The organism is Stenotrophomonas sp. 80084_Sma, from assembly GCF_056481995.1.
The window spans coordinates 666906-692768 of record NZ_CM151177.1 but is presented as its reverse complement, the minus strand read 5'-3'; the positions used below and the strand labels follow the sequence as shown (position 1 = coordinate 692768).

Below are 25863 nucleotides of genomic sequence, written 5' to 3'. Positions count from 1 at the left end.
GTGAAGGCTGCCGGCAGGACGCACCGGCACGCCGCGGGGACGCGCGTGAAGCAGGGCAGCCGGACCCATCCTGGCCCGGCGCCCGCGTTTTCAGGACATGGTGGCGCAACCCGGGGAGGACAAGCCCCGGGCGCCCCGCTTAGTCCGCCTGGCGGCGCAGGAACGCCGGGATGTCCAGGTAATCGTTCGGCAGTTCCGCCGCCGCCGGGGCCGAAGCGGCCGGGGCCGAGGGAGCGGAGGCTGCCGCGGTATCGCTGCTGGCGCGACGCAGGCCCAGACCCATGCCGCCCACGGCCTTGGACACGGCGTCGCCGCCGTTGTCGAAGTCACCGAATTCCGGCTGGCCGGTGGTGGCATTGCGGACCAGCTTGATCGGCGCACGCTCGCCCGGACGCTGGGTCTTGCTGGCCGACACGCGGTTCAGGCCGGTAGCGACCACGGTCACGCGCACTTCGTCCTGCATGTCCGGATCCAGCACGGTACCGACCACCACGGTGGCGTCCTCGGAAGCGAAGCCATCGATGGTGCGGCCGATTTCGTCGAACTCGGCCATGGTGAAGTCGGCGCCGGCGGTGATGTTGACCAGGATGCCGTTGGCACCGGCCAGGTTCACATCGTCCAGCAGCGGGTTCTGGATTGCGGCTTCGGCGGCGGCCTGGGCGCGGTCATCGCCACGGGCGGTGCCGGTACCCATCATCGCCAGGCCCATTTCGGACATGACGGTGCGCACGTCGGCGAAGTCGACGTTGATCAGGCCCGGACGCACGATCAGGTCGGCGATGCCCTGCACGGCGCCCTGCAGCACGTCGTTGGCGGCACGGAAGGCCTGGATCATGGTCGCGTTGCGACCCAGCACGGTGATCAGCTTCTCGTTCGGGATGGTGATCAGCGAGTCGCAGTGCTGGCTCAGTTCCTCGATGCCCTTCAGCGCCACCTGCATGCGGCGACGGCCTTCGAACGGGAACGGTTTGGTGACCACGGCCACGGTCAGGATGCCCATTTCCTTGGCCAGCTGTGCCACCACCGGCGCAGCGCCGGTGCCGGTGCCACCGCCCATGCCAGCAGTGATGAACACCATGTCCGCACCCTGCAGGGCGTCCATGATGCGCTCACGGTCTTCCAGCGCGGCCTGGCGGCCGACTTCCGGGTTCGCGCCTGCGCCCAGGCCCTTGGTCACGTTGGTACCCAGCTGCAGCTGCAGCTTGGCACCGCAATTCTTGATGGCCTGCGAGTCAGTGTTGGCGGTGATGAATTCCACGCCGTCCACCGCCGAGTTGACCATGTGCGCCACGGCATTGCCGCCGCCGCCGCCCACGCCAACCACCTTGATCACCGCATTGGGTGCCATCTTTTCGATCAGTTCAAAATGCGCCATGTCCGTGTCCTCGTTGTATCCGCTTTGGCTGGCATGGGCATTCGGGCGTCCTGCCGTCCTGCTGCATGCCGACGTTGCGGCTGTGTGGGTTGTGTGTTGCCGGTGTTGCGTTGTGCTACGGGTACTGCGGGTGCTGCGCCCGGGCGATGCCCGGTGTTACGGGTTCCGCGTCAGAACTCGCCGCGGAACCAGGTCTTGAGTTTCTTGAACATGCTTCCAGCGCGCCCGGTCGGCAGCGACGGCCGCCGCGGGTGCTCGATCTGGCTGCCCATCAGCAGCAGGCCCACGCCGGTGGCATGCACCGGGTTGCCCACCACTTCGCCCAGGCCGGTGACGTGCTGCGGGATGCCCACGCGAACCGGCATCTGCAGCATTTCCTCGGCCAGTTCGACCACGCCTTCCATCTTCGAAGCGCCACCGGTCAGCACCATGCCGGCGCGTACCAGTTCCTCGAAGCCGGAGCGGCGCAGTTCGGCCTGCACCATCTCGAAGATTTCCTCGTAGCGGCCCTGCACGGCCTGCGCCAGCGAATGGCGCGGCATGCGGCGCGGCGGGCGGTCGCCCACCGACGGCACCTGGATGCTTTCCTCGGCGGTGGCCAGCTGGGCCAGGGCGCAGGCATAGCGCACCTTGATCTGCTCGGCTTCCGGGGTCGGCGTGCGCAGCATGTGCGCGATGTCATTGGTGACGTGGTCGCCGGCGATCGGCAGCGAAGCCGTGTGGCAGATCGCGCCCTGCACGAACACCGCGATATCGGTGGTGCCGGCGCCCATGTCGACCAGCACCACGCCCAGCTCGCGCTCGTCAGCGGTCAGCACCGCCACGCTGGAGGCCAGCGAGGACAGCACCAGGTCGTCCACCTGCAGGCCGCAGCGCTGGACGCATTTGCTGATGTTGGCCGCAGCCGACTGCGCGCACACCACCAGGTGGGCATGCACTTCCAGGCGCACGCCGGTCATGCCGACCGGGTTGCGGATGCCTTCCTGCGAATCGTCCAGCACGTACTCGCGCGGGATCGCGTGCAGGATCTTCTGGTCGGCCGGAATCGCCACGGCCTTGGCCGCATCGAGCACGCGATCCAGGTCGCCCCAGGTCACTTCGCCGTCGCGGATCGGCACGATGCCGGGCGAATTCTTGCACTGCACGTGGTTGCCGGAGATCGAGGCATACACCGAGCGGATCTCGCAGCCGGCCATCAGCTCGGCTTCTTCCACCGCGCGCTGGATCGACTGCACGGTCGATTCGATGTCCACCACCACGCCACGCTTGAGCCCGCGCGACTCGTGCGAGCCGATGCCGATCACTTCGATCGGGTTGCCCGGCGAGTACTCGCCCACCAGCGCCACCACCTTGGAGGTGCCGATGTCCAGGCCAACGATCAGCGATTTGTCACCCTTGCGATTCATGTCCTTTCCTGCGTCCTGCTGGCTGGGGTCGCCGGCGTTTTCGCCGGCGTGGCCGGGGTACCCCAGCTCAGCGTGAAACCATTGGTGTAACGGAGATCGGCGCGCTCGATCGGCGCGTCCTGACGGTTGAGCTGCGGCAGCACCTTGACGAAGCGCTGCATGCGCGAGCGCGCGTCGTCGCGGCCGACCACCACTTCGGTACCGTTGCTCAGCACCAGCGACCAGCTGCCGCGCGCATCCATCGTCACCCGGCGCACGTCGACGCCGGCCGGTGCGAACAATGCACGCGAGTCGCTGTACAGCTTCATCACTTCTTCGGTCTGGCTGTCGGGGCCGTCCAGTTCGGGCAGCGCCAGATCGGCCAGCTTCTTCGGCGTGGGGAACAGCTTGCCCTGCTCGGAAACCAGGCGGTCGTTGCCCCAGCGCGCGAACGGCTTGTGCTCGACCAGGGTCACTTCCAGCACGTCCGGCCACTGCTTGCGCACCTGCGCGCTTTCCACCCACGGCAGCTGCTCCAGGGCGTCCTGCGCGTCCTGCAGCTTGACCGCGAAGAAGCCCGCATGCGCGTACGGCAGCAGCACCTGCTGCAACTGCTCGGCCGGCACCCGCTTGAACTCACCATGCACGCGCAGCTTCGCCAGCGGCCAGCGCTCGGCGCCGACCCAGCCATTGACCACGGCCACCACCGGCAGTGCAACCACCGACAGCGCCAACAGCCAGACGAAGATGCGCAGCACCGCGTTCATGCGTGCGAGGCCTCCAGGGTCTGTTCCAGCACGCGCCACACCAGCTCTTCGAAGCTGATGCCGGCCTGGCCCGCGGCCTTGGGCACCAGCGAATGGCTGGTCATGCCCGGCGCGGTATTCACTTCCAGCAGGAAGAAGCGGCCGCTGCTGCGATCGCGCATCACGTCCACGCGGCCCCAGCCACGGCAGCCGGCGGCACGGAACGCGGCCAGCGCGATGCGGCGGATTTCCTCTTCGTCGTCACCGTCCAGTCCTGGGCACAGGTACTGGGTGTCCTCGGCGATGTACTTGGCGTTGTAGTCGTACCACTGGCCCTTGGGCACGATGCGGATCGACGGCAGCGCGACATCGCCGAGGATGGCCACGGTCAGTTCGTCGCCCACCACCATCTGTTCCATCAGCAGCTGGCCGTCGTAGCGCGCGGCCAGCGCCACGGCTTCATCGAGGCCGGCGTCGTCGGTGACCCGGCTGATACCCACGCTGGAGCCTTCATTGGCCGGCTTCACCACTACCGGCAGGCCCAGTTCGGCTGCCAGTGCATGCACCGTGGTCGCGTCCACCTTCCGGTACTGCGGGGTGGGCAGGCCCAGCGACAGCCACACCTGCTTGGTGCGGATCTTGTCCATGCTCAGCGCCGAGCCCAGCACGTTCGAGCCGGTGTACGGCACGCCGAAGGCGTCCATCAGGCCCTGCACGATGCCGTCCTCACCGCCACCGTTGTGGCCATGCAGGATGTTGAACACGCGATCGATGCCACCGGCGGCGAGCGCCTTGGCCAGCGCCGGAATGCCATCCACCGCGAACGCATCGACGCCGCGCGACTGCAGCGCTTCCAGTACGTTGCGGCCGGAGTCCAGCGACACCTCGCGTTCGCTGGAGCTGCCGCCGAGCAGCACGGCGACGCGGCCGAACACGGCCGGGTCGGTCACGCGCAGCGGCGGGAAGGTCAGCGCGCTCACGCCTCGCCCTCCCCCTTGAAGCCTTCCACCGCGATATGGGTGGCTACGGCACCGATGTCGCCGGCGCCCATCATCAGCAGCAGGTCACCGTCCTGCAGCACGTCCGGCAGCACGCTGGCCAGCTCGGCGGCCTTGCCCACCACCACTGGTTCGCTGCGGCCGCGCGCGCGGATGGCGCGGGCCAGCGCATGCGAATCGGCACCGGCAATCGGTTCCTCGCCGGCCGGGTAGACCTCGCTCAGCACCAGTGCATCGACGCTGGACAGCACCGCGGCGAACTTGTCGAACTGGTCGCGGGTACGGCTGTAGCGGTGCGGCTGGAAGGCCACCACCAGGCGCTTGTCGGCCCAGCCACCACGGGCCGCGGCGAACACCGCTTCCAGCTCGCTCGGGTGATGACCGTAGTCGTCGATGATGCGGACCTTGGCGCCGCTGGCGGTGGTCACTTCGCCCAGATCGTTGAAGCGACGGCCGACACCGGCGAAGCCTTCCAGTGCACGCGCGATCGCGTCCGGTGCCACGCCCAGCTGCCAGCCCACCGCAGCGGCGGCCAGCGCGTTGAGTACGTTGTGCTTGCCCGGCAGCGCCAGCACCACTTCCTGGCTGGTGCCCTGCGGCAGGCGCAGGGTGAAGCGCATGCGCGAGCCTTCCTGCACCACGTTCTCGGCGCGCACGTCGGCCTGCGGGCTCATGCCGTAGCTCATCACGTGGCGCGGGGTCTTGGCAGCCAGAGCCGCGACTTCTGGATCGTCGATGCACAGCACCGCCAGGCCGTAGAACGGCAGGCGCTGCAGGAACTCGGCGAACGCCGCCTGCACGCGGGCAAAGTCGTTGCCGTAGTTCTCCAGGTGATCGGCGTCAATGTTGGTGATGATCGACATCAGCGGGTTCAGGCGCAGGAAGCTGCCATCACTTTCGTCGGCCTCGGCCACCAGCCACTGTCCACCGCCCAGCTTGGCGTTGGCGCCGGCAGCCAGCAGCTGGCCACCGATCACGAACGTCGGGTCCAGGCCGCCTTCGCTCAGCACCGCCGCGGTGAGACTGGTGGTGGTGGTCTTGCCATGGGTACCGGCCACGGCGATGCCGCGACGGAAGCGCATCAGCTCGGCCAGCATCGCCGCACGCGGCATGATCGGAATGCGCTGGCTGCGCGCTTCCATCAGTTCCGGGTTGTCTTCGCGGATGGCACTGGAGACCACCACGCAGTCGGTGCCCAGCACGTTGGCTGCGGAGTGGCCGCGCATGATGCGCGCACCCAGGCTGGCCAGGCGACGGGTCGCCACGTTGTCGGCGTTGTCCGAGCCGGACACCTCATAGCCCAGCGTCAGCATCACTTCGGCGATACCGCTCATGCCGGTGCCGCCGATGCCGACGAAATGCACGCGCGGGAACGCGCGCACCAGGTCGTTGGTGTCGTGCAGGCGACGGATCATGCGCGGCCTCGCGCAGGGCAGGCGCGGTGGCATGCCTTCTTCATACAGCTTCCTCAAGAATGATATCGGCGATGCGCTCGGCGGCATCGACCTTGGCCAGGGCACGCGCGGCTTGCGCCATCTGCATGCGGCGGGCGGGATTTTCGGACAGATCGCGCAGCAGTGCGGCAATGCCGTCGGCCAGCGTTCCGTCCTGCTTCAGCAAAACCGCCGCGCCGCGCTCGACCAGGTACTCTGCATTGCGGGTCTGGTGATCGTCGACGGCAGCGGGGAAAGGCACCAGCACGCTGCCGACACCCACCGCACACAGCTCGGCCAGCGTCGAAGCGCCCGCACGGCACACCACCAGATCGGCCCAGGCAAAGGCCTCGGCCATGTCGGCGATGAACGGCGTGATTTCTGCCTGCACGCCGGCCTTGGCATACGCCTCGACCGCTTCGGCATGCATCTTCTCGCCGCTCTGGTGGCGCACCTGCACCGGAACCCCGGTACCCAGTGCGGCGATCGCCTGCGGCACGCCGGTGTTGAGTGCGCGCGCGCCCTGGCTGCCGCCCACCACCAGCACGCGCAGCGGGCCATGACGGTCGGCGAAGCGTTGTTCCGGTGGTGCGATGGCGGCGATTTCGGCGCGCACCGGGTTACCGACGAACTCCTCGCCCTTGGCGAAGGTGCCCGGGAAACCGGTCAGCAGCCGGCGCGCATAGCGCGACAGGATACGGTTGGTCATGCCGGGAGCGCGATTCTGTTCGTGCACCAGCAGCGGCAGGCCGTGCAGGCGTGTGGCCATGCCCCCCGGGCCGGACGCGAAACCACCGAAGGCGACCACCGCACGCGGCTGGCGCTTGCGGATGATCATGCCGGCGGCACGCAGCGCGCGCATCAGCCGCCACGGCGCGCCCAGCAGGGCCAGCTTGCCTTTGCCGCGCAGGCCGGTGATGGCCAGCGTGTCGATCGGAATGTCGTGCTGCGGCACCAGGCGGGTTTCCATCGCACCATCGGCGCCCATCCAGGTGACCGGTACGCCGCGGGCGCGCAGCACGCGGGCCACGGCCAGGCCGGGGAAGATGTGACCGCCGGTGCCACCGGCCAGGATCATCACCGGGCGCACGTTATCGGTGGCTGCGCTCATGACAGCCTCCCGAAGGTCGGTTCGATGCGCGACTGCAGGCGGCTGGTACCGCGTGCGGCGTTCGCTGCAGCGGCAGCCGTCGGCTCGGCGCTCATCGGCACGCTGGCCGCAGCCGGTGCGGCCGGCGCGTCCACGGGTGCATCGGCCACGGCCTCGTCGCCACCACCGATGCGCACGGCCTGGCGACGCTCGGCGCGCTTGAGTTCATAGGAGACGCGCAGCAGCAGGCCCATCGCCACACAGGTCATCAGCACCGACGAACCGCCGGAGGAGATCAGCGGCAGGGTCAGGCCCTTGGTCGGCAGGATGCCCAGGTTCACGCCGATCGAGACGAAGGTCTGCATGCTGATCCACAGGCCGATGCCGAAGGCGATGTAACCGGAGAAGTGGCGCTTCATTTCCACGCAGCGCATGCCCAGCCAGAACGTGCGGCCGACCAGCAGCGCGTACAGGGCCACGATCACGCAGGTGCCGAGGAAACCGAATTCCTCGGCAGTAACCGAGAAGATGAAGTCGGTATGTGCTTCCGGCAGGTAGTACAGCTTCTGCACCGAGTTGCCCAGGCCAACGCCGGTCCACTCGCCGCGGCCCACGGCCATCAGCGCGTTGGACAGCTGGTAGCCGTCGCCCTGCTGGTCGGCCCACGGGTCGAGGAAGGAGGTGATGCGGCGCATGCGGTACGGTTCGATGATCGCCAGCGCGCTCATGCCGACCAGGCCGATGATCACCGGCATCGACATGCGCGGCATGTTCACACCGCCCAGCACCAGCATGCCGGCGGTGATCGCCAGCAGCAGGGTCGAGGAACCGAAGTCCGGCTGCAGCAGCAGCAACAGCACCAGCGCACCGGCCACGCCCAGTGGCTTGAGCATCGCCGGCCAGGTCGCGTTGACCTCGTCGCGGAAGCGCACCAGGTAGCTGGACAGCCAGACGATATAGAGCACCTTCACCGCTTCCACCGTCTGGAACTTGGAGATGCCCAGATTGATCCAGCGGCGTGCGCCGTTGACCGTGCTGCCCAGGCCCGGTGCGAACACCGCCAACAGCAGCACGAAGCAGCCCAGCAGCAGCATCTGGTTGTACTGCTCGATGGACTTCAGTTCAGTGCGGGCGGCAACGACCGCCAGCACGATACCCACCGCCAGGAAGATCAGGTGGCGGTTGAGGTAGTAGAACGGGCTGCTCATCAGAGCGATCGAGCTGGACGCCACCATCACCACGCCGATGCCCGTGAGCGCGATGATCGCGCCCAGCAGCCACTTGTCGTAGCTGCCTTCGATGGCCTCAAGGCGTGTTGCCTGGCGGGACAGGTCGTTCATCTCAGCGCACCTTCAACGTGGCCAGGCCGATCAGCACGAGCACGACCGAGATGATCCAGAAGCGCACGATCACGCGCGGCTCCGGCCAGCCCTTCAGTTCGAAGTGGTGGTGGATCGGCGCCATGCGGAACACGCGCTTGCCGGTCAGCTTGAACGAGGCGACCTGGATCATCACCGACAGCGTTTCGATGACGAACACGCCGCCCATGATCACCAGCACCAGCTCCTGGCGGGTGATCACTGCGATCGTACCCAGCACCGCACCCAGCGCCAGCGCGCCGATGTCGCCCATGAACACCATGGCCGGATAGGTGTTGAACCACAGGAACCCCAGGCCCGCACCGGCGATGGCCGCGCAGATGATGACCAGCTCGCCGGCGCCCGGGATCTGCGGGATCTGCAGGTAGTTGGCGAACACCACGTTGCCCGAGGCGTAGGCGAACACGCCCAGTGCGCAGGCCACCAGCACGGTCGGCATGATCGCCAGGCCGTCCAGGCCGTCGGTCAGGTTCACCGCGTTGGAGAAGCCGACGATCCAGAAGTAGGCGATGGCCACGAATCCGATGCCGGCCAGCGGCAGCGCGATCGACTTGAACATCGGGATGTAGAAGGTCAGTGCTGCCGGCACGTCGGCCGTGTAGAACAGGAACAGGCCCGCGGCCAGGCCGAAGATCGACTGCAGCAGGTACTTCCAGCGCGACTTCAGGCCGTTCGGGTCGCGGCGGACGATCTTGATCCAGTCGTCATACCAGCCGATGGCGCCGAAGCACAGCATCACCGCCAGCACCAGCCACACGTAGCGGTTGCGCAGGTCGGCCCACATCAGCACCGACAGGGTGATGGTGAGCAGGATCAGCGAACCGCCCATGGTCGGCGTACCGGCCTTGGAGAAATGGGTCTGCGGACCGTCCTTGCGGATCGGCTGGCCGCCCTTGAACTGGGCAAGCTTGCGGATCATCGCCGGGCCGAGCCACAGCGACAGGAACAGGGCCGTCAACGCGGCAAGGATGGCGCGGAACGTCTGGTAGTTGAACAGCCCGAACAGGCTCTCCAACTGCTGCAACCATCGAGCCAGTTCATACAACATGCGGGGATTCCTCTCCTTGCGCCAGCAGCGCTTTGACAATCGTGTCCATGGCGCTGCCACGGGAACCCTTGACCAGGCAGCGCACGCCGGCGTGCAGCTCGTCCTTCAGCGCCTGCGACAGCGCGTCATGGGTGGCGAAATGACGGCCGCCTTCACCGAAGGCGGTGGCGGCAGCGGCGCTGAGCGGGCCCAGCGCATACAGGCGCTTCAGGCCAGCAGCGCGCGCGCGGAGCCCTGCCTGCGCGTGCAGCGCTTCGGCGTCCGGACCCAGCTCGCGCATGTCGCCCAGCACCAGCCAACCATCTTCCGGTGCGGCGGCAAGGGCGTCGATGGCCGCGGCCAGCGAACCGGGGTTGGCGTTGTAGCTGTCGTCCACCAGCACCGCGCCGTTGCGCAGCTGATGGGCGATCTGGCGGCCCGGTACCGGCTGTGCTTCGGCCAGGCCGGCCGCGATCAGCGCCAGATCGACACCGGCGGCCAGCGCCAGGCTGGCAGCGGCCAGCGCATTGCTGACGTTGTGGCGACCCGGCAGGCCCAGCACCACGCGGGCTTCGCCGCCCGGTGCGACCAGGGTGAACTGGCTGCCCTGCGCGCCGGCGCGGATGTCGCGCGCGGTGATGTCCGCGGTGTGCTCCAAGCCATAGCGCAGTACGCGGCAGCGCGGCGGGGTGCCGACGAAGTGCTGTTCGAACCAGCGGCCGTAGGCATCGTCGACGTTGATCACGGCCACGCCATCGGCCGGCAGCGCGGCATAGATCGCGCCCTTGGTCACTGCCACGCCGAGCAGGCTGCCCATTCGTTCCAGGTGCGCCGGGGCGATGTTGTTGACCAGCGCATAGCGCGGGCGGGCGATATCGGTCAGGTAGGCGATGTCACCCGGCTTGCCCGCGCCCATCTCGTAGACAGCGTAGTCGGCATCTTCCGGGGCATCGATCACTGCCAGCGGCAGGCCGATCTCGTTGTTGCGGTTGCCCGGGTTGGCGTAGACCACCTTGTGCGCATGACGGGCCACCTGCTGCAGGATCGACAGCAGCAGGCTCTTCACGCTGGTCTTGCCGTTGCTGCCGGTGATCGCGAACACCTCGGTATCACGGTCACGCTGCATGCCGGTGGCGATCTTCGCCAGCGCCAGTTCGCTGTCGGCCACCAGCACCTGCGGCAGTTCGATCGGCAGCAGGCGCTCGACCAGCAGCGCGCTGGCACCGCGCGCCTGCGCGTCGGCGGCAAAGTCATGGCCATCGAAACGCTCACCGCGCAGCGCCACATACAGGCTGCCCGGGCCGAGGCTGCGGGTGTCATTGCTGACCGCATCGATGGCCACGTCGTCGCCGTGGATCTCGCCGCCGGCCCAGTGTGCGATCAGCGAAAGCAGAGTGCGCTTCATGCGATGCCCTCCCCGGCCTGCGCGCTGAGCACACCGGCCTTGGCGGCCAACGCAGCGGCGGCCACTTCGGTGTCGTCGAAGTCATGGCGCACGCCATTCACTTCCTGGTACGGCTCGTGGCCCTTGCCAGCGATCAGGATGATGTCGCCGGCACCGGCACGCTTCACCGCCAGGCCGATCGCACGCGCGCGGCTGCGCTGCACGGTCACGGCGGAGGCATCGGTGAAGCCGGCCAGGATGTCGGCTACGATCACGTCGCCATCTTCGCCACGCGGATTGTCGTCGGTGACGATGACCTGGTTGGCCAAGCGCTCGGCGATCGCGGCCATCTGCGGGCGCTTGCCGGTATCACGCTCGCCACCGCAGCCGAACACGCAGAACAGCGTGCCCTGCAGGTGGCCGTGCAGGCTGTCCAGCGCCTGTTCCAGTGCGTCCGGGGTATGCGCGTAATCGACCACCACGGTCGGCAGGCCGTCTTCGCCGCCCAGGCGGTTCATGCGGCCACGGATCGGCTGCAGCGCCGACAACACCTCGGCAATGCGCGGCAGCGGCTGACCCTGCGCGTGCAGGGTGCCGGCCACGGCCAGCAGGTTGTCCACGTTGAAGCGGCCCAGCAGCGGCGACTGCACCGCCGCGCGCTGGCCGTCGATGACCAGTTCGAAGGCAATGCCACGGCCGTCCAGCTGCAGCGCCTCGGCGCGCACGCTGGCATCGGTGGCACCGCGCGAGCTCAGGCCGATCGGTTGCACGCCCGCCGGGAGGCCGGCGAACAGCTGGCGACCGAACGCGTCGTCAAGATTGATCACCGCGGCCTTCAGTCCCGGGCGATGGAACAGCCGTGCCTTGGCCGCGCCGTAGCTGGCCATGTCGCCGTGGTAGTCCAGATGGTCGCGGGTGAGATTGGTAAACACCGCCACGTCGTAGTGCACCGCATCCACGCGGCCCTGGTCCAGCGCGTGCGAGCTGACTTCCATCGCCACCGCGCGCGCACCGGCATCACGCAGCTGCGCCAGCAGCGCATGCATCTGCAGCACCAGCGGCGTAGTGAAACCGGTCGGCTCAACCGAACCATAAAGTCCGGCGCCCAACGTGCCGATACTGCCACTGGGCGTTCCGAGCAGGTGCCAGGCCTGGGCCAGCAGCTGCACGGTGGAGGTCTTGCCGTTGGTGCCGGTCACGCCCACCATCGCCATCGCCCGCGACGGCGCGCCATGGAACTGGTCGGCCATCGCACCCATGCGCGCGCGCAGGCCCGGCACAGCGATCGCATCGTCCGGTGCCGGCAGTTCGACCGGTGCCGGCGGTTCGAACAGGATGGCGCCAGCGCCGGCCGCACGGGCCTGCTCGACAAAGCCCAGGCCATGCGCGCCGAAACCGGCGATGGCGACGAAGGCATTGCCGGGGCGCACGGCGCGGCTGTCCAGCACCAGGCCGGTCAGAACGGGATCGTGGCCCGCCAGGGCCACATCCGGAAGCAACTGCGAAAGCAACATCGAAGGACTCATTGCGTGCCTCCCGTAGCGGGCGGCGTCTGGGCTTGCGCGCTGGGCAGCGCAGCGTCGAATTCAGCGGCGGCATCCACCGGCAGCGCGGCCTCGGCCGGCGGCGCGGGCAGGATCGAGGCCGAGTGACCGACCTTGCCGGACTGCTGTGCGGCCAGCCACGACTGCAGGTCGTCCAGCGGCACGTCCATCAGGCGCAGGGTGCCTTCCATCACGTTGTGGTAGACCGGCGCCGACACCAGGCCGCCGTAGAACTTGCCGGCCTGCGGGTCGTTGATGACGATGACGGTCGCGAAGCGCGGATTGGTGGCCGGCACCACGCCGGCGAACAGCGCGTTGTAATGGCCACGCTCGTAACCACCCGGGCCGGTCTTGCGCGCGGTACCGGTCTTGCCGGCCACGCGGTAACCCAGCACCGCCGCCTGCTTGGCGCCGCCTTGGGTAACAACCGTTTCCATCATCGCCACCACCTGCCTGGCGACGCTCTCATCGATGATCTGATGCGCTTCGTTGCGCTGGCCTTTGACAAAGGTCGGCGCGATCAATTTGCCGCCATTGGCCAGCGCCGAATAGGCGGTGGCGATCTGCAGCGGGGTCACATTCAGGCCGTAGCCGTAGGACATGGTGGTTTTGGTGGCACCGTCCCAGTTGGCCGGGCGCCGCACGACGCCGCCGGATTCACCCGGGAAGCCGCTGTGCGGCACCGAGCCATAGCCGAAGCGGCGCACGCCGTCATAGAACACCTGGTCCGGCATCTTCGCCGCGACCTTGGCCGCGCCGATGTTGGAACTGCGGGTGATCACGCCGGTCACGTTCAGCACGCCGTTGTTGCGCGGCACGTCGCGGATGGTGAAGCGCGCCACCTGCATGTAGCCCGGATTGGTGTCGATGACGGTGTCCTTGGTCACCGCACCGGCCTGCAATGCGGTGGCGATGGTCAGCGGCTTCATCGTCGAACCCGGCTCGACCAGGTCGGTCACTGCACGGTTACGGCGCGCATCGGGCAGCGCGCCGGTCAGCGAATTCGGGTTGTAGGTCGGCAGGTTGACCATGGCCAGGATCTCGCCGGTGGTCACGTCCATGATCACCATCGAACCGCCGGCCGCCTTGTTGGCCACCAGCGCGTTGCGCAGTTCCTTGAACGCCAGGTACTGGATGCGGCGGTCGATGCTGAGGGTCAGGTCCTTGCCCGGTTCGGCGGCGCGCAGCAGATCGCTTTCGACGGTCTCGCCCTTGCGGTTGCGGATCACCCGCTTGGCACCGGCCTTGCCGCGCAGCCATTCGTCGAACGCCAGCTCCAGGCCTTCCTGGCCGCGGTCGTCGATGTTGGTGAAGCCCAGCACGTGCGCCATCGCCTCACCCTGCGGGTAGAAGCGGCGGAACTCGCGCTGCGCGGCCACGCCCGGAATCTTCAGCGCGACCACCTTCTCTGCCTCGTCCGGATTGATCCGGCGGCGCAAGTACATGAATTCCTTGTCCGACTTCTGCGACAGGCGGCTGCTCAGTTCATCCACCGACATGCCGACCGCCTGGGCCAGCTCAGGGATGCGCTCAGGCGAACGCAGCAGGTCCTGCGGGTTGACCCAGATCGAAGCGACCGGGGTCGACACCGCCAGCGGCTCGCCGTTGCGGTCGGTGATCATGCCGCGCGAGGTCTTGATCGGCAGCTCACGCAGGTAGCGGGCCTCACCCTGGCGCTGGTAGAAGTCGCTGTTGATGATCTGCACGTAGGCCGCGCGGCCGACCAGCGACACCGAGCACAGGCCGAGCGCCAGGGCAACCCAACGCAGGCGCTGGCGCAGGTTGAAGGCGTTGCGGGGGCGGTTGCGGCCGGTCTTGCTCATGGGCGCACCACCACGATGTCGGCGGCCTCGGGGAACTTCATGCCGAGCTTCTCGCGGGCGATGCGATCCACACGGTTGGCTTCGGCCAGGGTGGCCTGTTCCAGCTGCAGGCGGCCGAATTCCAGATTGATGTCATCGCGCTTGCGCTCAGCGCGCGACAGCTCGATGAACGTCTGCCGGTGACGGTGACGCACGAACACGACGCCGATCGCCGAGGCCACGGTCGAGGCCAACAGGATGATCAGCAGCAGCCGGCTCATGCATCAGCCTCCCGCTTCTGGGCCACGCGCAGCACGGCGCTGCGGGCACGCGGGTTGGCCGCCAGTTCTTCGTCGGTGGCCTTGATGGCACCGCCGATCAGATCCAGCGTCGGTACGAACACCTCCGCCTCGGGCAGGCGGCGGTTGGCCGGCGGCGCCTTGGCCAGGCGGTTCATGTACTGCTTGACGATGCGGTCTTCCAGCGAGTGGAAGCTGATGATCGCCAGGCGGCCGCCGGGCTTCAGCCGTTCCACGGCCGCATCAAGCCCGGCTTCCAGGTCGGCCAGCTCGCGGTTGATGTGGATGCGGATGGCCTGGAAGCTGCGCGTGGCCGGGTGGATCTTGTCTTTTCCGCGCGGCATCACCGAGGCGATCAACTCGGCCAGTTCGGCTGTACGGGAGAACGGCTGCTTCTCGCGGCGGGCCACGATGGCGCGCGCGATACGGCGGCTCTGGCGCTCTTCGCCGTAGGTCCACAGCACATCGGCAATCTCGCGCTCTTCAACGCGGTTGATCCATTGTGCGGCGCTTTCACCGTTGTCCGGATCCATGCGCATGTCCAGCGGGCCGTCCTTGCCGAAGCTGAAGCCACGTTCGGCCACGTCCAGCTGCGGCGACGACACGCCCAGGTCGAACAGGACGCCGTCCAGGCCTTCAGCCGTCGCATCCCACTGCAGCAGCTGGGCGAAGCTGCCACGGAAGATGGACACGCGCGGGTCCGGCGCGAAATCGCGCTCGGCTACGGCGATGGCTTCCGGATCCTTGTCCATGACCAGCAGGCGCCCCTCGGGACCGAGCTGGGTGAGCACGCCACGTGCATGACCGCCACGACCGAACGTGCCATCCAGATAACGTCCGTTTTCGATCACCCTCAGGCCTTCAAGGACCTGGGTGTACAGGACCGGCAGGTGCACCGCCGGCGACTGCGACACCGGAAGGTGACCGGCCTGCGCTTCTGGGCGCATCCGGGCACCCCGGCTCACAACTTCAGGTCGAGCAACCCATCACCCAGATCCTCGTCAGACAACGTCTGCTGGATCAGGGCCCGATGCGCCTGCTCGCTCCACAATTCGAACTTGTCGCCCATACCGAGCAATACCGCCTTCTTCTCAATGCCCACCGCACCGCGGTGGCTGGCGGGGATGCTGATGCGACCGTTGCCGTCCAGCTCGAGATGGGCGGCCGAGCCGACCAGCTTCTGCTGCAACAGGCGCACGACGCGCTGGGTGTTGGGCTTGGACATCACGTCGTCGCGGACCCGCTCCCATTCCGACTCTGCATACAGCCACAGGCAGCCGGCTTCGAACGGGTTGTAGGTCAGCACGAGACGGTTGTTGCTGGCGCGCGCGACGAGGTCGCGGTAAGCGGTGGGAACCGCCATGCGCCCTTTATCGTCAACTGTGATGGCCGTCTCGCCCTGGAACACGACGCGTGCACCTATCCTTCGCCCGGTGAAACATTGAACCACGAAAACCCACAAAACACCCGGATTTCCCTCTGATGCCCACCTTAGCAGCGGCCGAAGGGTTGTCAACAACTTTTCAGCGGGGAAATCGCCAGCCACATCAATGGCTTGCAACAACCTTTAGAGAATTGTTCAAGGCTTATCCACAAGTTGCTGATCCGTCTCAATTTTTGAGATTGAACGGAAGTTCAGGGCTGTGGACAGCGCGTGAAACATCCGCCGCGCATTCATCCAGAACGCGCCGGAAACGGCGCCGGACTGCGCAAACCGTGCACAATGAGGCCATGTGCCTGCTCGCTCTTGGCTGGATGCACCACCCGCGCTGGCGGCTGGTGATGACCGGCAACCGTGATGAGTTCCACGCCCGCCCGACGGCGGCGCTGGCCCCCTGGCAAGATGAGACCTCCGTCATCGGGGGGCGCGACCTGCGCTCCGGCGGTGGCTGGGCCGGCGTCGGTGCCACGGGCCGGATGGCGGTGGTCACCAATGTGCGTGATCCGCTGGCCGCGCAGACCGGCCCTTCACGGGGCGCGCTGGTGGCTGACTTCCTGCGCGGCCGCGACCCGGCCGCCGTGCATATCGACCGACTGGCAACCGTGGCCGGCGCCTATGCGCCGTTCAACCTGTTGCTGGCCGACGGCCACAGCCTGGAGTTCCTGGGCAACCACCCCGCCGAGCGGCAGCGCCTGGGCCCGGGCGTGCATGGCATGTCCAACGGTGCGCTGGACGCGCCCTGGCCGAAGACCCGGCGGCTGATGGCGGCCCTTGAAGCCTGGCTGCAGGAAGACCGGGTCAGATCCCTTTCGCAAAGCGAAAAGGATCTGACCCCGGACCTGACCCCGCTCTGGGCCGCCCTGGCCGACGAACATCGCCCCGCCGACAGCGACCTGCCCGACACCGGCATCGGCCTGGAACGCGAGCGCTGGCTGAGCCCCGCCTTCATCCGCGGCGACGACTACGGCACCCGCGCCAGCACCGTGCTGCTGATCGACGCCGACGGCCACGGCCAGATCCACGAGCGCCGCTTTGGCCCACAGGGCGCAGCCAACGGACAGAGTCACGTCATTTTCTGACCGGGTCGTGCCGGCCGCTGGCCGGAATCTCTCTCCAGCAGGGGTATTGCCTACCGTTGGCCGGAATCTCTTTCCAGCAGGGTAGTGCCGGCCGCTGGCCGGCAACCTCCGGATCTTCGGACAGGCCACGCCGCTGCCGGCCAGCGGCCGGCACGACCCGTCACTGCGATCCAAGGCTGCCAACGTCATTCAGCTTCCCGACGCAGCGCCTTTCCGCCCGCGCCACAGGGCCTGCGTTGCCGCAGCCACCCCACTGTGCCCTTTTTGCACTTGGCACTGTGTCTATAAATGCCGCCCGCAACCTCCCAAGGTGGTCATGCCCGGCACCATGCCGCGCGATCCACATCCACATGGAGGCCCCATGCGCCGCACCCTCATCCTGCTCGCCACCCATCTGCTCACTCTCAGCCTCGGCTTCGGCCTGGGCGTCTACTTCCTGCCGATCCTGATCGCTCCTGATGATCCGCCCGCGGCACAGGTGCAGGCCGCCATGAACGACGCCACCCATCACACCACGTTCCGCCGCGACCTCAAGGGCAGCGACGCGGTGCACTGGGCGGAAGGCAAGGTCAGCGTCAGCGCACGCCAGGTGGCCTTCGACGGGAAGATGGGACCGGGACCGGACTACAAGGTCTACCTGGTCCGCGATTTCGTCGACAACAAGGCGGACTTCCTGAAGATCAAGGCGCAGGCCCGGCGCATCGGCGAGGTGAAGACCTTCAACCGTTTCCTGGTCGATGTACCCGATGACGTCAACGTGGACGACTACACCACGGTGGTGGTGTGGTGCGAGCGCTTCTCGCAGTTCATTTCCGCAGGGCAGTACCGCACGCCGGGCTGACGAACGCGCGACGTCGAGGTAGTGCCGGCCGCTGGCCGGCATTCTGTCCGCCCTGCAGGCAACGTGAAGCTGCCGGCCAGCGGCCGGCACTACCGATGCGCGGTTCACGCATATGGAAGAAGGAGGCGGAGCCGGCCGATAAGCCGGGTTCTGTCGTGGACAGTCATTCCTCTAGGCGTTACGTCACCGCAACGCTCAAGCAACCTACCCGGATCCAACGCGGGCCGCGCCAAAGGATCCCTATTTGGTCTTGCTCCAGGTGGGGTTTGCCGTGCCGGTCTGTTGCCAGACTCGCGGTGCGCTCTTACCGCACCATTTCACCCTTACCGGCCTTCCGAAGAAGACGTAGGCGGTATCTTTCTGTTGCACTTTCCGTCGGCTTGCGCCGCCCAGGCGTTACCTGGCACCTTGCCCTATGGAGCCCGGACTTTCCTCGGCACCCCCGAAGGGATGACGCGACTGTCTGGCCGGCTCCGCCAGTGCACATTCTAGCCTACGCACGCCCTTCCTGCCGTGCTGATCGCGGCGTCCGGTTCATCCATCCACGCATGGCGTGGATCTACCGACTCCGCTGCTCTGGAGGGTGCGGATTCCGCTCTGGTGGGTGCGGACCTTGGTCCGCACCATTCACTCGTCACTCGCCGCAGCCAACGATGTTCCTTTTTGTCGGTCGATATTCAAAACACCCGACATTATGGAACAATGCCGTCATGGGAAACGCTGAGGCCAAGGCACGAAAGCTATTGCGACGCGCAGGCACCCTGCGCGCCCGCGAACTGGTGACTGCCGGGATCGCCCGCGCCCAACTGACCCGCCTGGTCGAGGCAGGCGCACTGATCCGGCTGTCCCGTGGCGTCTACGCGTTGGCGGAAAGAAAGAGCGACGACACCGATGATGGACTGCGGATCATTGCAGAACGCCTGCCACACCCCCGTCTATGCCTGCTGAGTGCCCTGCGCCTGCATGGCCTGACCACCCAGGCACCATTCGAACGCTGGGTCTCCATCGGCAACAGCGACCGCGTTCCGCGGATCGACTGGCCGCCCCTCCGTGTGGTCCGCATGTCGGCAAAGACCCTCAATGCGGGGCTGGAAGAACGTCGCGTAGGCGGACGTCTCATATACGTCAGCAACGCTGCCAAAACCGTCGTCGATTGCTTCAAGTTCCGCAATCTCGTAGGGCTTGATGTCGCACTTGAAGCCCTGCGTGACGCGCTTCACAGCCGTGCAACCACGCCGGATGCGTTGATGGAGTATGCGCGGATCTGCCGCGTTGCCAGACTGATGAGACCGTACCTCGATGCCCTGGCTTGATCCCCTCTCCAACACCTCCCCACCGCGTTGCTTCCATCCGGCAACGGCTGCTCGATCTCGCACGCAAGCGGGGTGAGGACTTTCAGTTCGTGCTGGACAGGTTCGCCGTTGAGCGCCTGCTCTACCGGCTCTCCGCTTCTCGATACCGCAACCAGTTCCTGCTGAAGGGTGCCATGCTGTTCGCAGTGTGGTTCGACGCGCCGCACCGCCCTACACGGGATGCCGATTTCCTGGGATCCGGCAGCGCTGAGCCCGATCGCCTGCTACATATCGCACTTTCGCTCTGTGGAATGCCCGGGGACGACGGCCTGCGCTTCGATCCAGGCAGCATCGTCATCGAGGCCATACGTGAAGAAGCCACGTACGAGGGGCTGCGCATGCGCCTGATCGCACATCTGGGCCGCGCACGCTGCCATGTGCAGTGGGACGTCGGGTTTGGCGACGCGGTGATCACCCCGCCGCCGGAAATCACCTATCCGGTGATTCTGGAGGGATTCCCTCCAGCCTGCCTGCGCGTCTATCCACGCGAAACCGTGTTTGCCGAAAAGCTCGAGGCTATAGCGGCACTGGGCATCGCTAACAGCAGGATGAAGGACTTCTTCGACTTGCTGGCACTGATCCGCGAAGACGCCATGGATCGCCCGCACCTTGTTGCGGCCATTGGCGCGACGTTTGATCGACGAAGGACCCCGGCGCCAACGCCCCTGCCCTACGGACTGACTCAGTCATTCGCCGCAGATACCCAGAAGCAGACCCAGTGGCGCGCCTTCCTGCGCAGGAATCGCCTGATCGCGCCGGACCTCTCTTCGGTGATTGCCGAGATTGCCGACTATCTGGACACCCTCGACACACCCGTACAGTCCTGACGCGGCAAGGCCTGGCGCTACCGCGTCCGCCCGGGTGGACGCGGACCTTGGCGCAGCCCGTTCATCCACGCATGGCGCGGATCTACCGACTCCGCTGCTCTGGTGGGTGCGGACCTTGACCCGCACGATCCATCAACTGCCGTACAACGCCTTGCGCGGTGCGCCGGTCAGCTCGGCAGCCAGTTTGGCGGCAGTCGACGGCGGCAGATGCTCGCTCAGCGTGGCGTAGACGCGACGGCCATGCGCCAGCTGCGCTTCTTCGTCATCACCCGCGCCCTGCACCATCACCACGAACTCGCCCTTGCGCTGGTTCTCGTCGGCTTCCACCTTCGCCAGCAGGCCGGCCAGGTCACCATCGAGCACGGTCTCGAACAGCTTGGTCAGCTCGCGGGCCAACACCGCCGGGCGCTCACCGCCGAAGATCGCCGCCATGTCGGCCAGCGATTCGGCGATGCGGTGCGAGGATTCGTAGAACACCATGGTGCGTACTTCACCGGCCAGCGCCTGCAGGCGGTCGCGGCGGCCGCTGGCCTTGGCCGGCAGGAAACCCTCGAAACTGAAACGGTCGCTGGGCAGGCCGGCCACGCTCAGCGCAGCGATGGCGGCACAGGCGCCGGGAATCGGGCTGACCTTGATGCCCGCCGCGCGCGCAGCACGCACCAGGCGGAAACCGGGGTCACTGACCAGCGGGGTGCCGGCATCACTGACCAGCGCCAGCGATTCACCGGCCTGCAGGCGCGAGACCAGGCGCTGGGCCAGGGCCTCTTCATTGTGTTCGTGCAGGGCCACCAACGGCTGCTGGATGCCGAAATGGGACAGCAGCTGGCCACTGCGGCGGGTGTCTTCGGCACAGATGGCCGCCACCGACCGCAGCACCTCCTGCGCGCGCGGGCTCAGATCGGCCAGGTTGCCGATCGGGGTGGCGACGACGTACAGGGTTGGGACACTCATTTCAGCGGTACTCACGGGGCAAGGGTAGAATCGTAGCGTGTACCCGGCCAAGGCCGCTGCCCTCATCGCATGGACCCGATCATGAACAAGCCCGCCGCACGGATCTCCGCCCTGTCGTTGTCGCTGATGCTGCTGGCCGGTTGTGCCACCACCAGCCTGACCAGCACGCCCGATTCGCCGGCCCAGAGCCAGGCGCTGGCGCTGATCGAACAGGGCAAGCCGCGCGACGCCGCGCTGCAGCTGGAAGCCCTGGCCGCCACCCTGCGCGGCGGCGCTCGCAGCAATGCGCTGGCCGACGCGGCCTGGGCCTGGCACCTGGCCGGTGACAGTGCGCGCGCGCGCAGCCTGCTGGGCCAGCTCACCGCCCGCCAGCTGTCCGGCGCCAGCCTGCAGCGCTACCAGCTGACCGGCGCCGAGCTGGCACTGGCCGACAAGCAGCCGGCGCAGGCCCTGGCCCTGCTGAAGGACCACGGCGACAATGTGCTGCCGGCGCTGCGTACGCGCTGGTATCTGGCCCGCGCCAACGCGCTGCAGGGCACCGGCGATGCCTTCGGCGCCGCCACCGAACGTGCACGCGCCCATGCCAGCCTGACCGGCAGCGCGCGCAGCGAGAACCAGGCTGCAATCTCCGGCCTGCTCGGCACCCTCGACGATGCCACCCTGCGCAGCCGTGCCGCCGCATTGCCGGCCAACGATCCGCTGTACAACTTCGCCGGCCGTGCGCTGATCGCACGTGGCCTGCCGCTGCCGCGCCCGTTCGACCGCGACGGCGCAGCCCAGTTCGATACCAGCAAGCGCCCGCCGGCGATGAGCGACGGCTACCGCCCGCCGGCCAAGCTGGCGGTGCTGCTGCCGCTCAGCGGCCGCCTGGCCACCGCCGCACAGCCGGTGCGCGATGGCCTGCTGAGCGCCTACTACGGTGAAAGCCGTCGCCGCCCGGACATCAATTTCTTCGACACCGCTGGCACCCCGGCTGGTGCCCTCGCCGCCTACGACAAGGCCGTCGCCTCCGGTGCCGACTTCGTGGTCGGCCCGCTGGGCCGCGACGAGGTGGACGCGGTGTATGGCCGCCAGCAGTTGCAGGTACCGGTGCTGGCGCTGAACCGCGGCAAGGATGCACCGCCGGCCGGCAGCGCTGGTTTCTCGCTGGCACCGGAAGACGACGGCATCGTCGCCGCCGAGTACCTGCGTGGCCGCGAACGCAACCGCGCGCTGGTGATCAGCAGCAATGACGATACCGGCCGCCGTTCCGCCGCTGCCTTCGCACAGCGTTTTGCCCAGCGCGGCGGCCAGGTCGTGGCGACCTTCAACGTCAGCGATGCCGTCGGTGATGTCGGCGCGCAGGTGCGCAATGCCGGCCAGGTCGACGCCGTGTTCCTTGCCGTGCGCGCGCCGCAGGCCCGCCTGCTGGCGCCGCAGCTGGCGCTGGCCGGTGCCGGTGGCGCCACCCGCGTCGGCACCTCGCAGTTGACGGTCGGCAGCGGCAAGGTGGAAGAAGACGTGGCGCTGGACGGCATCGTCTACCCGAACGAAGCCTGGAACGTACGCAGCGTGTCCGGCCTGCCTTCGGCCAGCCAGGTGGCCAGCACCCTGCCGAGCGCGCGCGGTGCGGCTGGCCGCCTGTTCGCCTTCGGTGCCGATGCCTGGAAGATCACCGCCTACCTGGACAAGCTGTCCAACGAAGGCGGCCTGGACGGTGCCACCGGCACCCTGTTCCTGGACAGCAACGGCAACATCCTGCGCCAGCCGGCATGGTCGACCTTCAATGGCGGCCGGCCGATGCCGATCGTCGGTGGTCGCTGAGCGCAGCCAACGTGGCTCGGCGGTGGAAGCCGCCGCCGAGCAGCATCTGCAACAGGCCGGGCTGCAGCCGCGTGCGCGCAACGTGCGTTATCGCGGCGGTGAACTGGACCTGGTGATGGACGATGCCGGCACCGTGGTGTTCGTGGAAGTGCGCTACCGCGCACGCTCCCATTTCGGTGGCGGCGCCGCCTCGGTGGATGCGCGCAAATGCCGGCGCCTGGCGCATGCCGCGCAGCTGTACTTGCAGGACAACCCGGCACTGGCCAATGCGCCCTGCCGTTTCGATGTGGTTGAAGCCACGGGCGAGCCACCGCAGCTGCGGTGGCTGCGTGATGCGTTCCGGCTGGATGACTGCTGATGGGTACCGTCCGCTCTTGTAGAGGCCGACCTTGGTCGGCGCTTCTGTGCCAACCAAGGTTGGCACCTACCAGAGCGCAGCCTGGCCGGCACTACCACGGTGCGTGACTGATGCCTTCGATCATCACCCACGCAGCCGTGCCGCTGGCGCTGTGGTGCGCCGCTGATCGTGGCCGCATCCCGCCGCGACTGCTGGCGGCCGGTGTGGTCGCGGCAATGCTGCCCGATGCCGATGTACTGGCCTTTGCACTGCACATTCCCTATGCCGATGCGTTCGGACATCGCGGTGCCAGCCATTCGTTGCTGTTTGCGTTCGTGCTGGCGGCGGTGGCCGCGGTGTTGGCGTTCTTTGGTAGCGGCCGACCGTGGTCGGCACCCCGCAGCTCCGGTAGTCGCCGACCTTGGTCGGCGGTTTCGTGCCAACCAAGGCTGGCACCTACCAAAGCGCGACCAACGGTGGCATCGACCGTACAAGCCGCGATGTTCGTGTTCGTCTGCGCCGCCAGCCATCCGCTGCTCGACGCCATGACCTCGGGCGGCCTTGGCGTTGCCCTGGCCTGGCCGTGGAGCGAACACCGCTTCTTCGCACCGTGGCGGCCGATCCGCGTTTCACCGTTTGCCCCGCAGTTCTTCAGCGCGCGCGGCCTGGCCACCCTGCTGTCGGAACTGCGCTGGGTGTGGCTGCCGCTGGCCGGCGCTGTCATCGCCTGGAAACTGATTCACCCCGCCCCCGCTGCCCCACGAGATCTGTCATGAGTACTGCCCTGCCCTCCGCATTGGTTGCCGAACTGTCCGCCCTGCTGGGCAGCGACGGCTGGCGCATGGATGATGGCGCACTGGAGGCGAATGCGCAGGACAACTCGTGGCGCCACCAGCGCCCGGCTGCGGTGGCACTGCCGGCCGACATCGAACAGGTGCAGGCGCTGGTGCGTGCCTGCCGCGCGCATGGCGTGGCCCTGGTCGCGCGCGGTGCGGGCACCGGCACCACCGGCGCCGCCGTGCCAGTGCCCGGCAGCATCGTGCTGTCGTTCACCCGCATGGACCGCATCCTCGAGATCCGCGCCGGTGACCGCTGCGCCGTGGTGCAGCCGGGCGTGCTCAACGGAACGCTGCAGCAGGCACTGGCACCGCATGGGCTGTTCTGGGCACCGGATCCTTCCAGCGCCGAGATCTGCAGCATCGGCGGCAACCTCGCCTGCAATGCCGGCGGCCCGCGCGCGGTGAAGTACGGCACCAGCCGCGACAACGTGCTGGGCCTGGTGGCGGTGACCGGTACCGGCGAGGTGATCCGCTGTGGCGGTGCCTACACCAAGGATGCCACCGGCTACGACCTCACCCATCTGCTGGTGGGCAGCGAAGGCACGCTGGCACTGATCGTGGAAGCCACGTTGAAGCTGACCCCGCTGCCGGTCAGCCAGGCTGGCCTGCGCGTGCTGTACCGCAATGCCGACGCGGCCGCCGCTGCCGTGTCGCGGCTGATGTCGCAGCCGGTCGTTCCCACGCGCTTGGAATTCATGGACGCACGCAGCCTGGAGCTGCTGCGCCTCAACGGTGCCGACGTACCCGACGCTGGCGCGATGCTGCTGGTCGAGGCCGATGGCGACCACGACACCCTGCCCTACCTGCTGCAGGCATTGGCGACCGCCGCCGAAGGTGACGGCATGATCGCACTGGACGTGGCAATGGAAGGCCGCGCGCGCGACCAGCTGTGGGCGGCGCGCAAAGCGCTTTCACCCGCCCTGCGCAGCGTCGCGCCGGGCAAGATCAATGAGGATGTGGTGGTGCCGGTGTCGCGCATTCCGGAGCTGGTGGCCGGCGTGCAGGCACTAGCGCACGAGTACACGCTGACCATCGTCACCTTCGGTCATGCAGGAAACGGCAACCTGCACGTCAACATCCTCTACCACCCGGACGATGCCGACGAAAACGCACGCGCGCATGCCGCGCTGCCGAAGATCTTCGAGCTGACGCTGGCGCTGGGTGGCACGCTGTCGGGCGAACACGGCATCGGCCTGGCCAAGCGTGATTTCATGGCAAAGGCGTTCAGCGCGGAAACGCTGGCGGCGATGCGCGCGATCAAGGCCGCGCTGGACCCGGATGGCATCCTCAACCCGGGCAAGGTGCTGCCGCCGCTGTAACGCGATGCGGTCAGCACTTCTACAACGGGGCGCGCCCAGGCGGCATCGGATCCCGCCGCGCCGTACCTCGGCCATCGTATTCAGTCGTAGGCAGCGGTCACCACGATCTGGGTCGAGATGTTGCCGGCATTGATGCCGCTGGTGTTGGCGATGTAATAGCCCGCACGCAGTGGATAGGACGCGGTGGCCCCGGAGACAGTGACCGGAATATCAACATCGCCATTCTTCAGATAGGTAGTGCCGGTCGTACCCGCCAGCAACGCGACCGTCACGCCTGTGGCGGGCGCGCTCGTGGCCGTATTCTTCCAGCGCTCCGGGTCGCCATCGGCGGCCGTGCCAGTGAATGACAAGCGCGCGCGATTTACGCCTACGCAGGTGGTGAAGTCGAGCGTGCCGGCTTTCACGGCATTCGCCGTACCCGGTGTCATCTCGTCAGCCTTCACCGGATCCAACGTGATCACGGGCGCTGCCAGCGTGCAGGTACCGGGCAGGACACGGCCGCTGATGGTGAGGGTGGCTTGCGCATGGGCAGCCGGCGCAAGAAGGCAGAGCAGCGATACCGCAACCAACTGCAGAGGGGAACGGGACATGGTTGAACTCCTGTGTACGATG

The 25863-nt window shown here is 67.5% G+C and carries 23 protein-coding genes, 1 other RNA gene and 1 pseudogene; 8 read left to right on the top strand and 17 right to left on the bottom strand.

Annotation, left to right across the window (positions count from 1 at the left end):
* Positions 1–139 precede the first annotated feature (139 nt).
* The 14 genes and pseudogenes from ftsZ to ACZK3W_RS03030 all read right to left on the bottom strand — a co-directional run bounded on the left by ftsZ (position 140) and on the right by ACZK3W_RS03030 (position 15825).
* On the bottom strand, positions 140–1375 hold the full coding sequence (ftsZ, locus tag ACZK3W_RS03095) for a cell division protein FtsZ (protein WP_043397963.1): 1236 nt from the start codon (positions 1373–1375) through the stop codon (positions 140–142).
* Between the two features lie 170 nt (positions 1376–1545).
* The gene (gene ftsA, locus ACZK3W_RS03090; protein ID WP_005408083.1) at positions 1546–2781 is read right to left on the bottom strand and encodes a cell division protein FtsA; all 1236 of its coding nucleotides are present in this window, start codon (positions 2779–2781) and stop codon (positions 1546–1548) included.
* A gap of 68 nt (positions 2782–2849) precedes the next feature.
* Positions 2850–3527, bottom strand: a pseudogene (locus ACZK3W_RS03085) (cell division protein FtsQ/DivIB); the annotation flags it as partial.
* A complete protein-coding gene (locus ACZK3W_RS03080) occupies positions 3524–4486 on the bottom strand; it encodes a D-alanine--D-alanine ligase (protein WP_049399805.1) in 963 nt (320 codons plus the stop codon). The pseudogene ACZK3W_RS03085 and the gene ACZK3W_RS03080, both read right to left, overlap by 4 nt.
* Positions 4483–5919, bottom strand: coding sequence for a UDP-N-acetylmuramate--L-alanine ligase (gene murC / locus ACZK3W_RS03075; protein WP_012510048.1), 1437 nt, complete (start codon positions 5917–5919; stop codon positions 4483–4485). Before murC ends, ACZK3W_RS03080 begins: the two co-directional genes overlap by 4 nt.
* A 40-nt stretch (positions 5920–5959) precedes the next feature.
* Positions 5960–7048 (bottom strand): undecaprenyldiphospho-muramoylpentapeptide beta-N-acetylglucosaminyltransferase, encoded by a 1089-nt coding sequence (gene murG, locus ACZK3W_RS03070; RefSeq protein ID WP_032128030.1) that lies wholly within the window; start codon positions 7046–7048, stop codon positions 5960–5962.
* Complete coding sequence (ftsW, locus tag ACZK3W_RS03065; RefSeq protein WP_049399807.1) at positions 7045–8367, bottom strand: putative lipid II flippase FtsW; 1323 nt, start codon at positions 8365–8367, stop codon at positions 7045–7047. Before ftsW ends, murG begins: the two co-directional genes overlap by 4 nt.
* Position 8368: 1 nt before the next feature.
* Positions 8369–9454, bottom strand: coding sequence for a phospho-N-acetylmuramoyl-pentapeptide-transferase (gene mraY / locus ACZK3W_RS03060; protein WP_010481929.1), 1086 nt, complete (start codon positions 9452–9454; stop codon positions 8369–8371).
* A complete protein-coding gene (locus ACZK3W_RS03055) occupies positions 9444–10838 on the bottom strand; it encodes a UDP-N-acetylmuramoyl-tripeptide--D-alanyl-D-alanine ligase (protein WP_285301871.1) in 1395 nt (464 codons plus the stop codon). The genes mraY and ACZK3W_RS03055 overlap by 11 nt, the downstream gene beginning before the upstream one ends.
* On the bottom strand, positions 10835–12343 hold the full coding sequence (locus ACZK3W_RS03050; protein ID WP_049425024.1) for a UDP-N-acetylmuramoyl-L-alanyl-D-glutamate--2,6-diaminopimelate ligase: 1509 nt from the start codon (positions 12341–12343) through the stop codon (positions 10835–10837). Before ACZK3W_RS03050 ends, ACZK3W_RS03055 begins: the two co-directional genes overlap by 4 nt.
* On the bottom strand, positions 12340–14184 hold the full coding sequence (locus ACZK3W_RS03045; RefSeq protein ID WP_049425022.1) for a peptidoglycan D,D-transpeptidase FtsI family protein: 1845 nt from the start codon (positions 14182–14184) through the stop codon (positions 12340–12342). Before ACZK3W_RS03045 ends, ACZK3W_RS03050 begins: the two co-directional genes overlap by 4 nt.
* Positions 14181–14444, bottom strand: coding sequence for a cell division protein FtsL (gene ftsL / locus ACZK3W_RS03040; RefSeq protein ID WP_005412242.1), 264 nt, complete (start codon positions 14442–14444; stop codon positions 14181–14183). Before ftsL ends, ACZK3W_RS03045 begins: the two co-directional genes overlap by 4 nt.
* On the bottom strand, positions 14441–15409 hold the full coding sequence (gene rsmH, locus ACZK3W_RS03035) for a 16S rRNA (cytosine(1402)-N(4))-methyltransferase RsmH (protein WP_049425020.1): 969 nt from the start codon (positions 15407–15409) through the stop codon (positions 14441–14443). The genes ftsL and rsmH overlap by 4 nt, the downstream gene beginning before the upstream one ends.
* Positions 15410–15423: 14 nt before the next feature.
* Positions 15424–15825, bottom strand: a complete 402-nt coding sequence (locus ACZK3W_RS03030; protein ID WP_008266948.1) for a division/cell wall cluster transcriptional repressor MraZ — start codon at positions 15823–15825, stop codon at positions 15424–15426.
* A gap of 368 nt (positions 15826–16193) precedes the next feature.
* Here ACZK3W_RS03030 and ACZK3W_RS03025 point away from each other — a divergent pair, with 368 nt between their 5' ends.
* Together ACZK3W_RS03025 and ACZK3W_RS03020 are read left to right on the top strand one after the other, a co-directional pair.
* Positions 16194–16982, top strand: coding sequence for an NRDE family protein (locus ACZK3W_RS03025; protein ID WP_478450449.1), 789 nt, complete (start codon positions 16194–16196; stop codon positions 16980–16982).
* Positions 16983–17343: 361 nt separating this feature from the next.
* Positions 17344–17823 (top strand): DM13 domain-containing protein, encoded by a 480-nt coding sequence (locus ACZK3W_RS03020; RefSeq protein WP_478450448.1) that lies wholly within the window; start codon positions 17344–17346, stop codon positions 17821–17823.
* Positions 17824–17946: 123 nt separating this feature from the next.
* Here ACZK3W_RS03020 and rnpB read toward each other — a convergent pair.
* Positions 17947–18298, bottom strand: an RNA gene (rnpB, locus tag ACZK3W_RS03015) — RNase P RNA component class A.
* Positions 18299–18476: 178 nt separating this feature from the next.
* Here rnpB and ACZK3W_RS03010 point away from each other — a divergent pair.
* Together ACZK3W_RS03010 and ACZK3W_RS03005 are read left to right on the top strand one after the other, a co-directional pair.
* Positions 18477–19136 (top strand): type IV toxin-antitoxin system AbiEi family antitoxin domain-containing protein, encoded by a 660-nt coding sequence (locus ACZK3W_RS03010; protein WP_478450447.1) that lies wholly within the window; start codon positions 18477–18479, stop codon positions 19134–19136.
* A complete protein-coding gene (locus ACZK3W_RS03005) occupies positions 19133–20002 on the top strand; it encodes a nucleotidyl transferase AbiEii/AbiGii toxin family protein (RefSeq protein WP_478450446.1) in 870 nt (289 codons plus the stop codon). Before ACZK3W_RS03010 ends, ACZK3W_RS03005 begins: the two co-directional genes overlap by 4 nt.
* Before the next feature lie 132 nt (positions 20003–20134).
* On the opposite strand, the gene rsmI is transcribed toward ACZK3W_RS03005, so the two are convergent.
* On the bottom strand, positions 20135–20953 hold the full coding sequence (gene rsmI, locus ACZK3W_RS03000) for a 16S rRNA (cytidine(1402)-2'-O)-methyltransferase (RefSeq protein WP_100437876.1): 819 nt from the start codon (positions 20951–20953) through the stop codon (positions 20135–20137).
* Positions 20954–21034: 81 nt separating this feature from the next.
* Between rsmI and ACZK3W_RS02995 the strand changes: the two genes are divergently transcribed.
* The 4 genes from ACZK3W_RS02995 to ACZK3W_RS02980 all read left to right on the top strand — a co-directional run bounded on the left by ACZK3W_RS02995 (position 21035) and on the right by ACZK3W_RS02980 (position 25251).
* Positions 21035–22756 (top strand): penicillin-binding protein activator, encoded by a 1722-nt coding sequence (locus tag ACZK3W_RS02995; RefSeq protein WP_478450445.1) that lies wholly within the window; start codon positions 21035–21037, stop codon positions 22754–22756.
* Complete coding sequence (locus ACZK3W_RS02990; RefSeq protein ID WP_478450444.1) at positions 22746–23114, top strand: YraN family protein; 369 nt, start codon at positions 22746–22748, stop codon at positions 23112–23114. Before ACZK3W_RS02995 ends, ACZK3W_RS02990 begins: the two co-directional genes overlap by 11 nt.
* Positions 23115–23224: 110 nt before the next feature.
* Positions 23225–23869: a metal-dependent hydrolase gene (locus tag ACZK3W_RS02985; RefSeq protein ID WP_478450443.1), complete on the top strand. Its 645-nt coding sequence runs from the start codon at positions 23225–23227 to the stop codon at positions 23867–23869.
* The gene (locus ACZK3W_RS02980) at positions 23866–25251 is read left to right on the top strand and encodes an FAD-binding oxidoreductase (RefSeq protein WP_478450442.1); all 1386 of its coding nucleotides are present in this window, start codon (positions 23866–23868) and stop codon (positions 25249–25251) included. Before ACZK3W_RS02985 ends, ACZK3W_RS02980 begins: the two co-directional genes overlap by 4 nt.
* An 80-nt stretch (positions 25252–25331) precedes the next feature.
* On the opposite strand, the gene ACZK3W_RS02975 is transcribed toward ACZK3W_RS02980, so the two are convergent.
* Positions 25332–25841 carry a fimbrial protein gene (locus ACZK3W_RS02975; protein ID WP_478450441.1) on the bottom strand — a complete coding sequence of 170 codons (510 nt, stop codon included), beginning with the start codon at positions 25839–25841 and terminating at the stop codon, positions 25332–25334.
* Between the last annotated feature and the right edge of the window lie 22 nt (positions 25842–25863).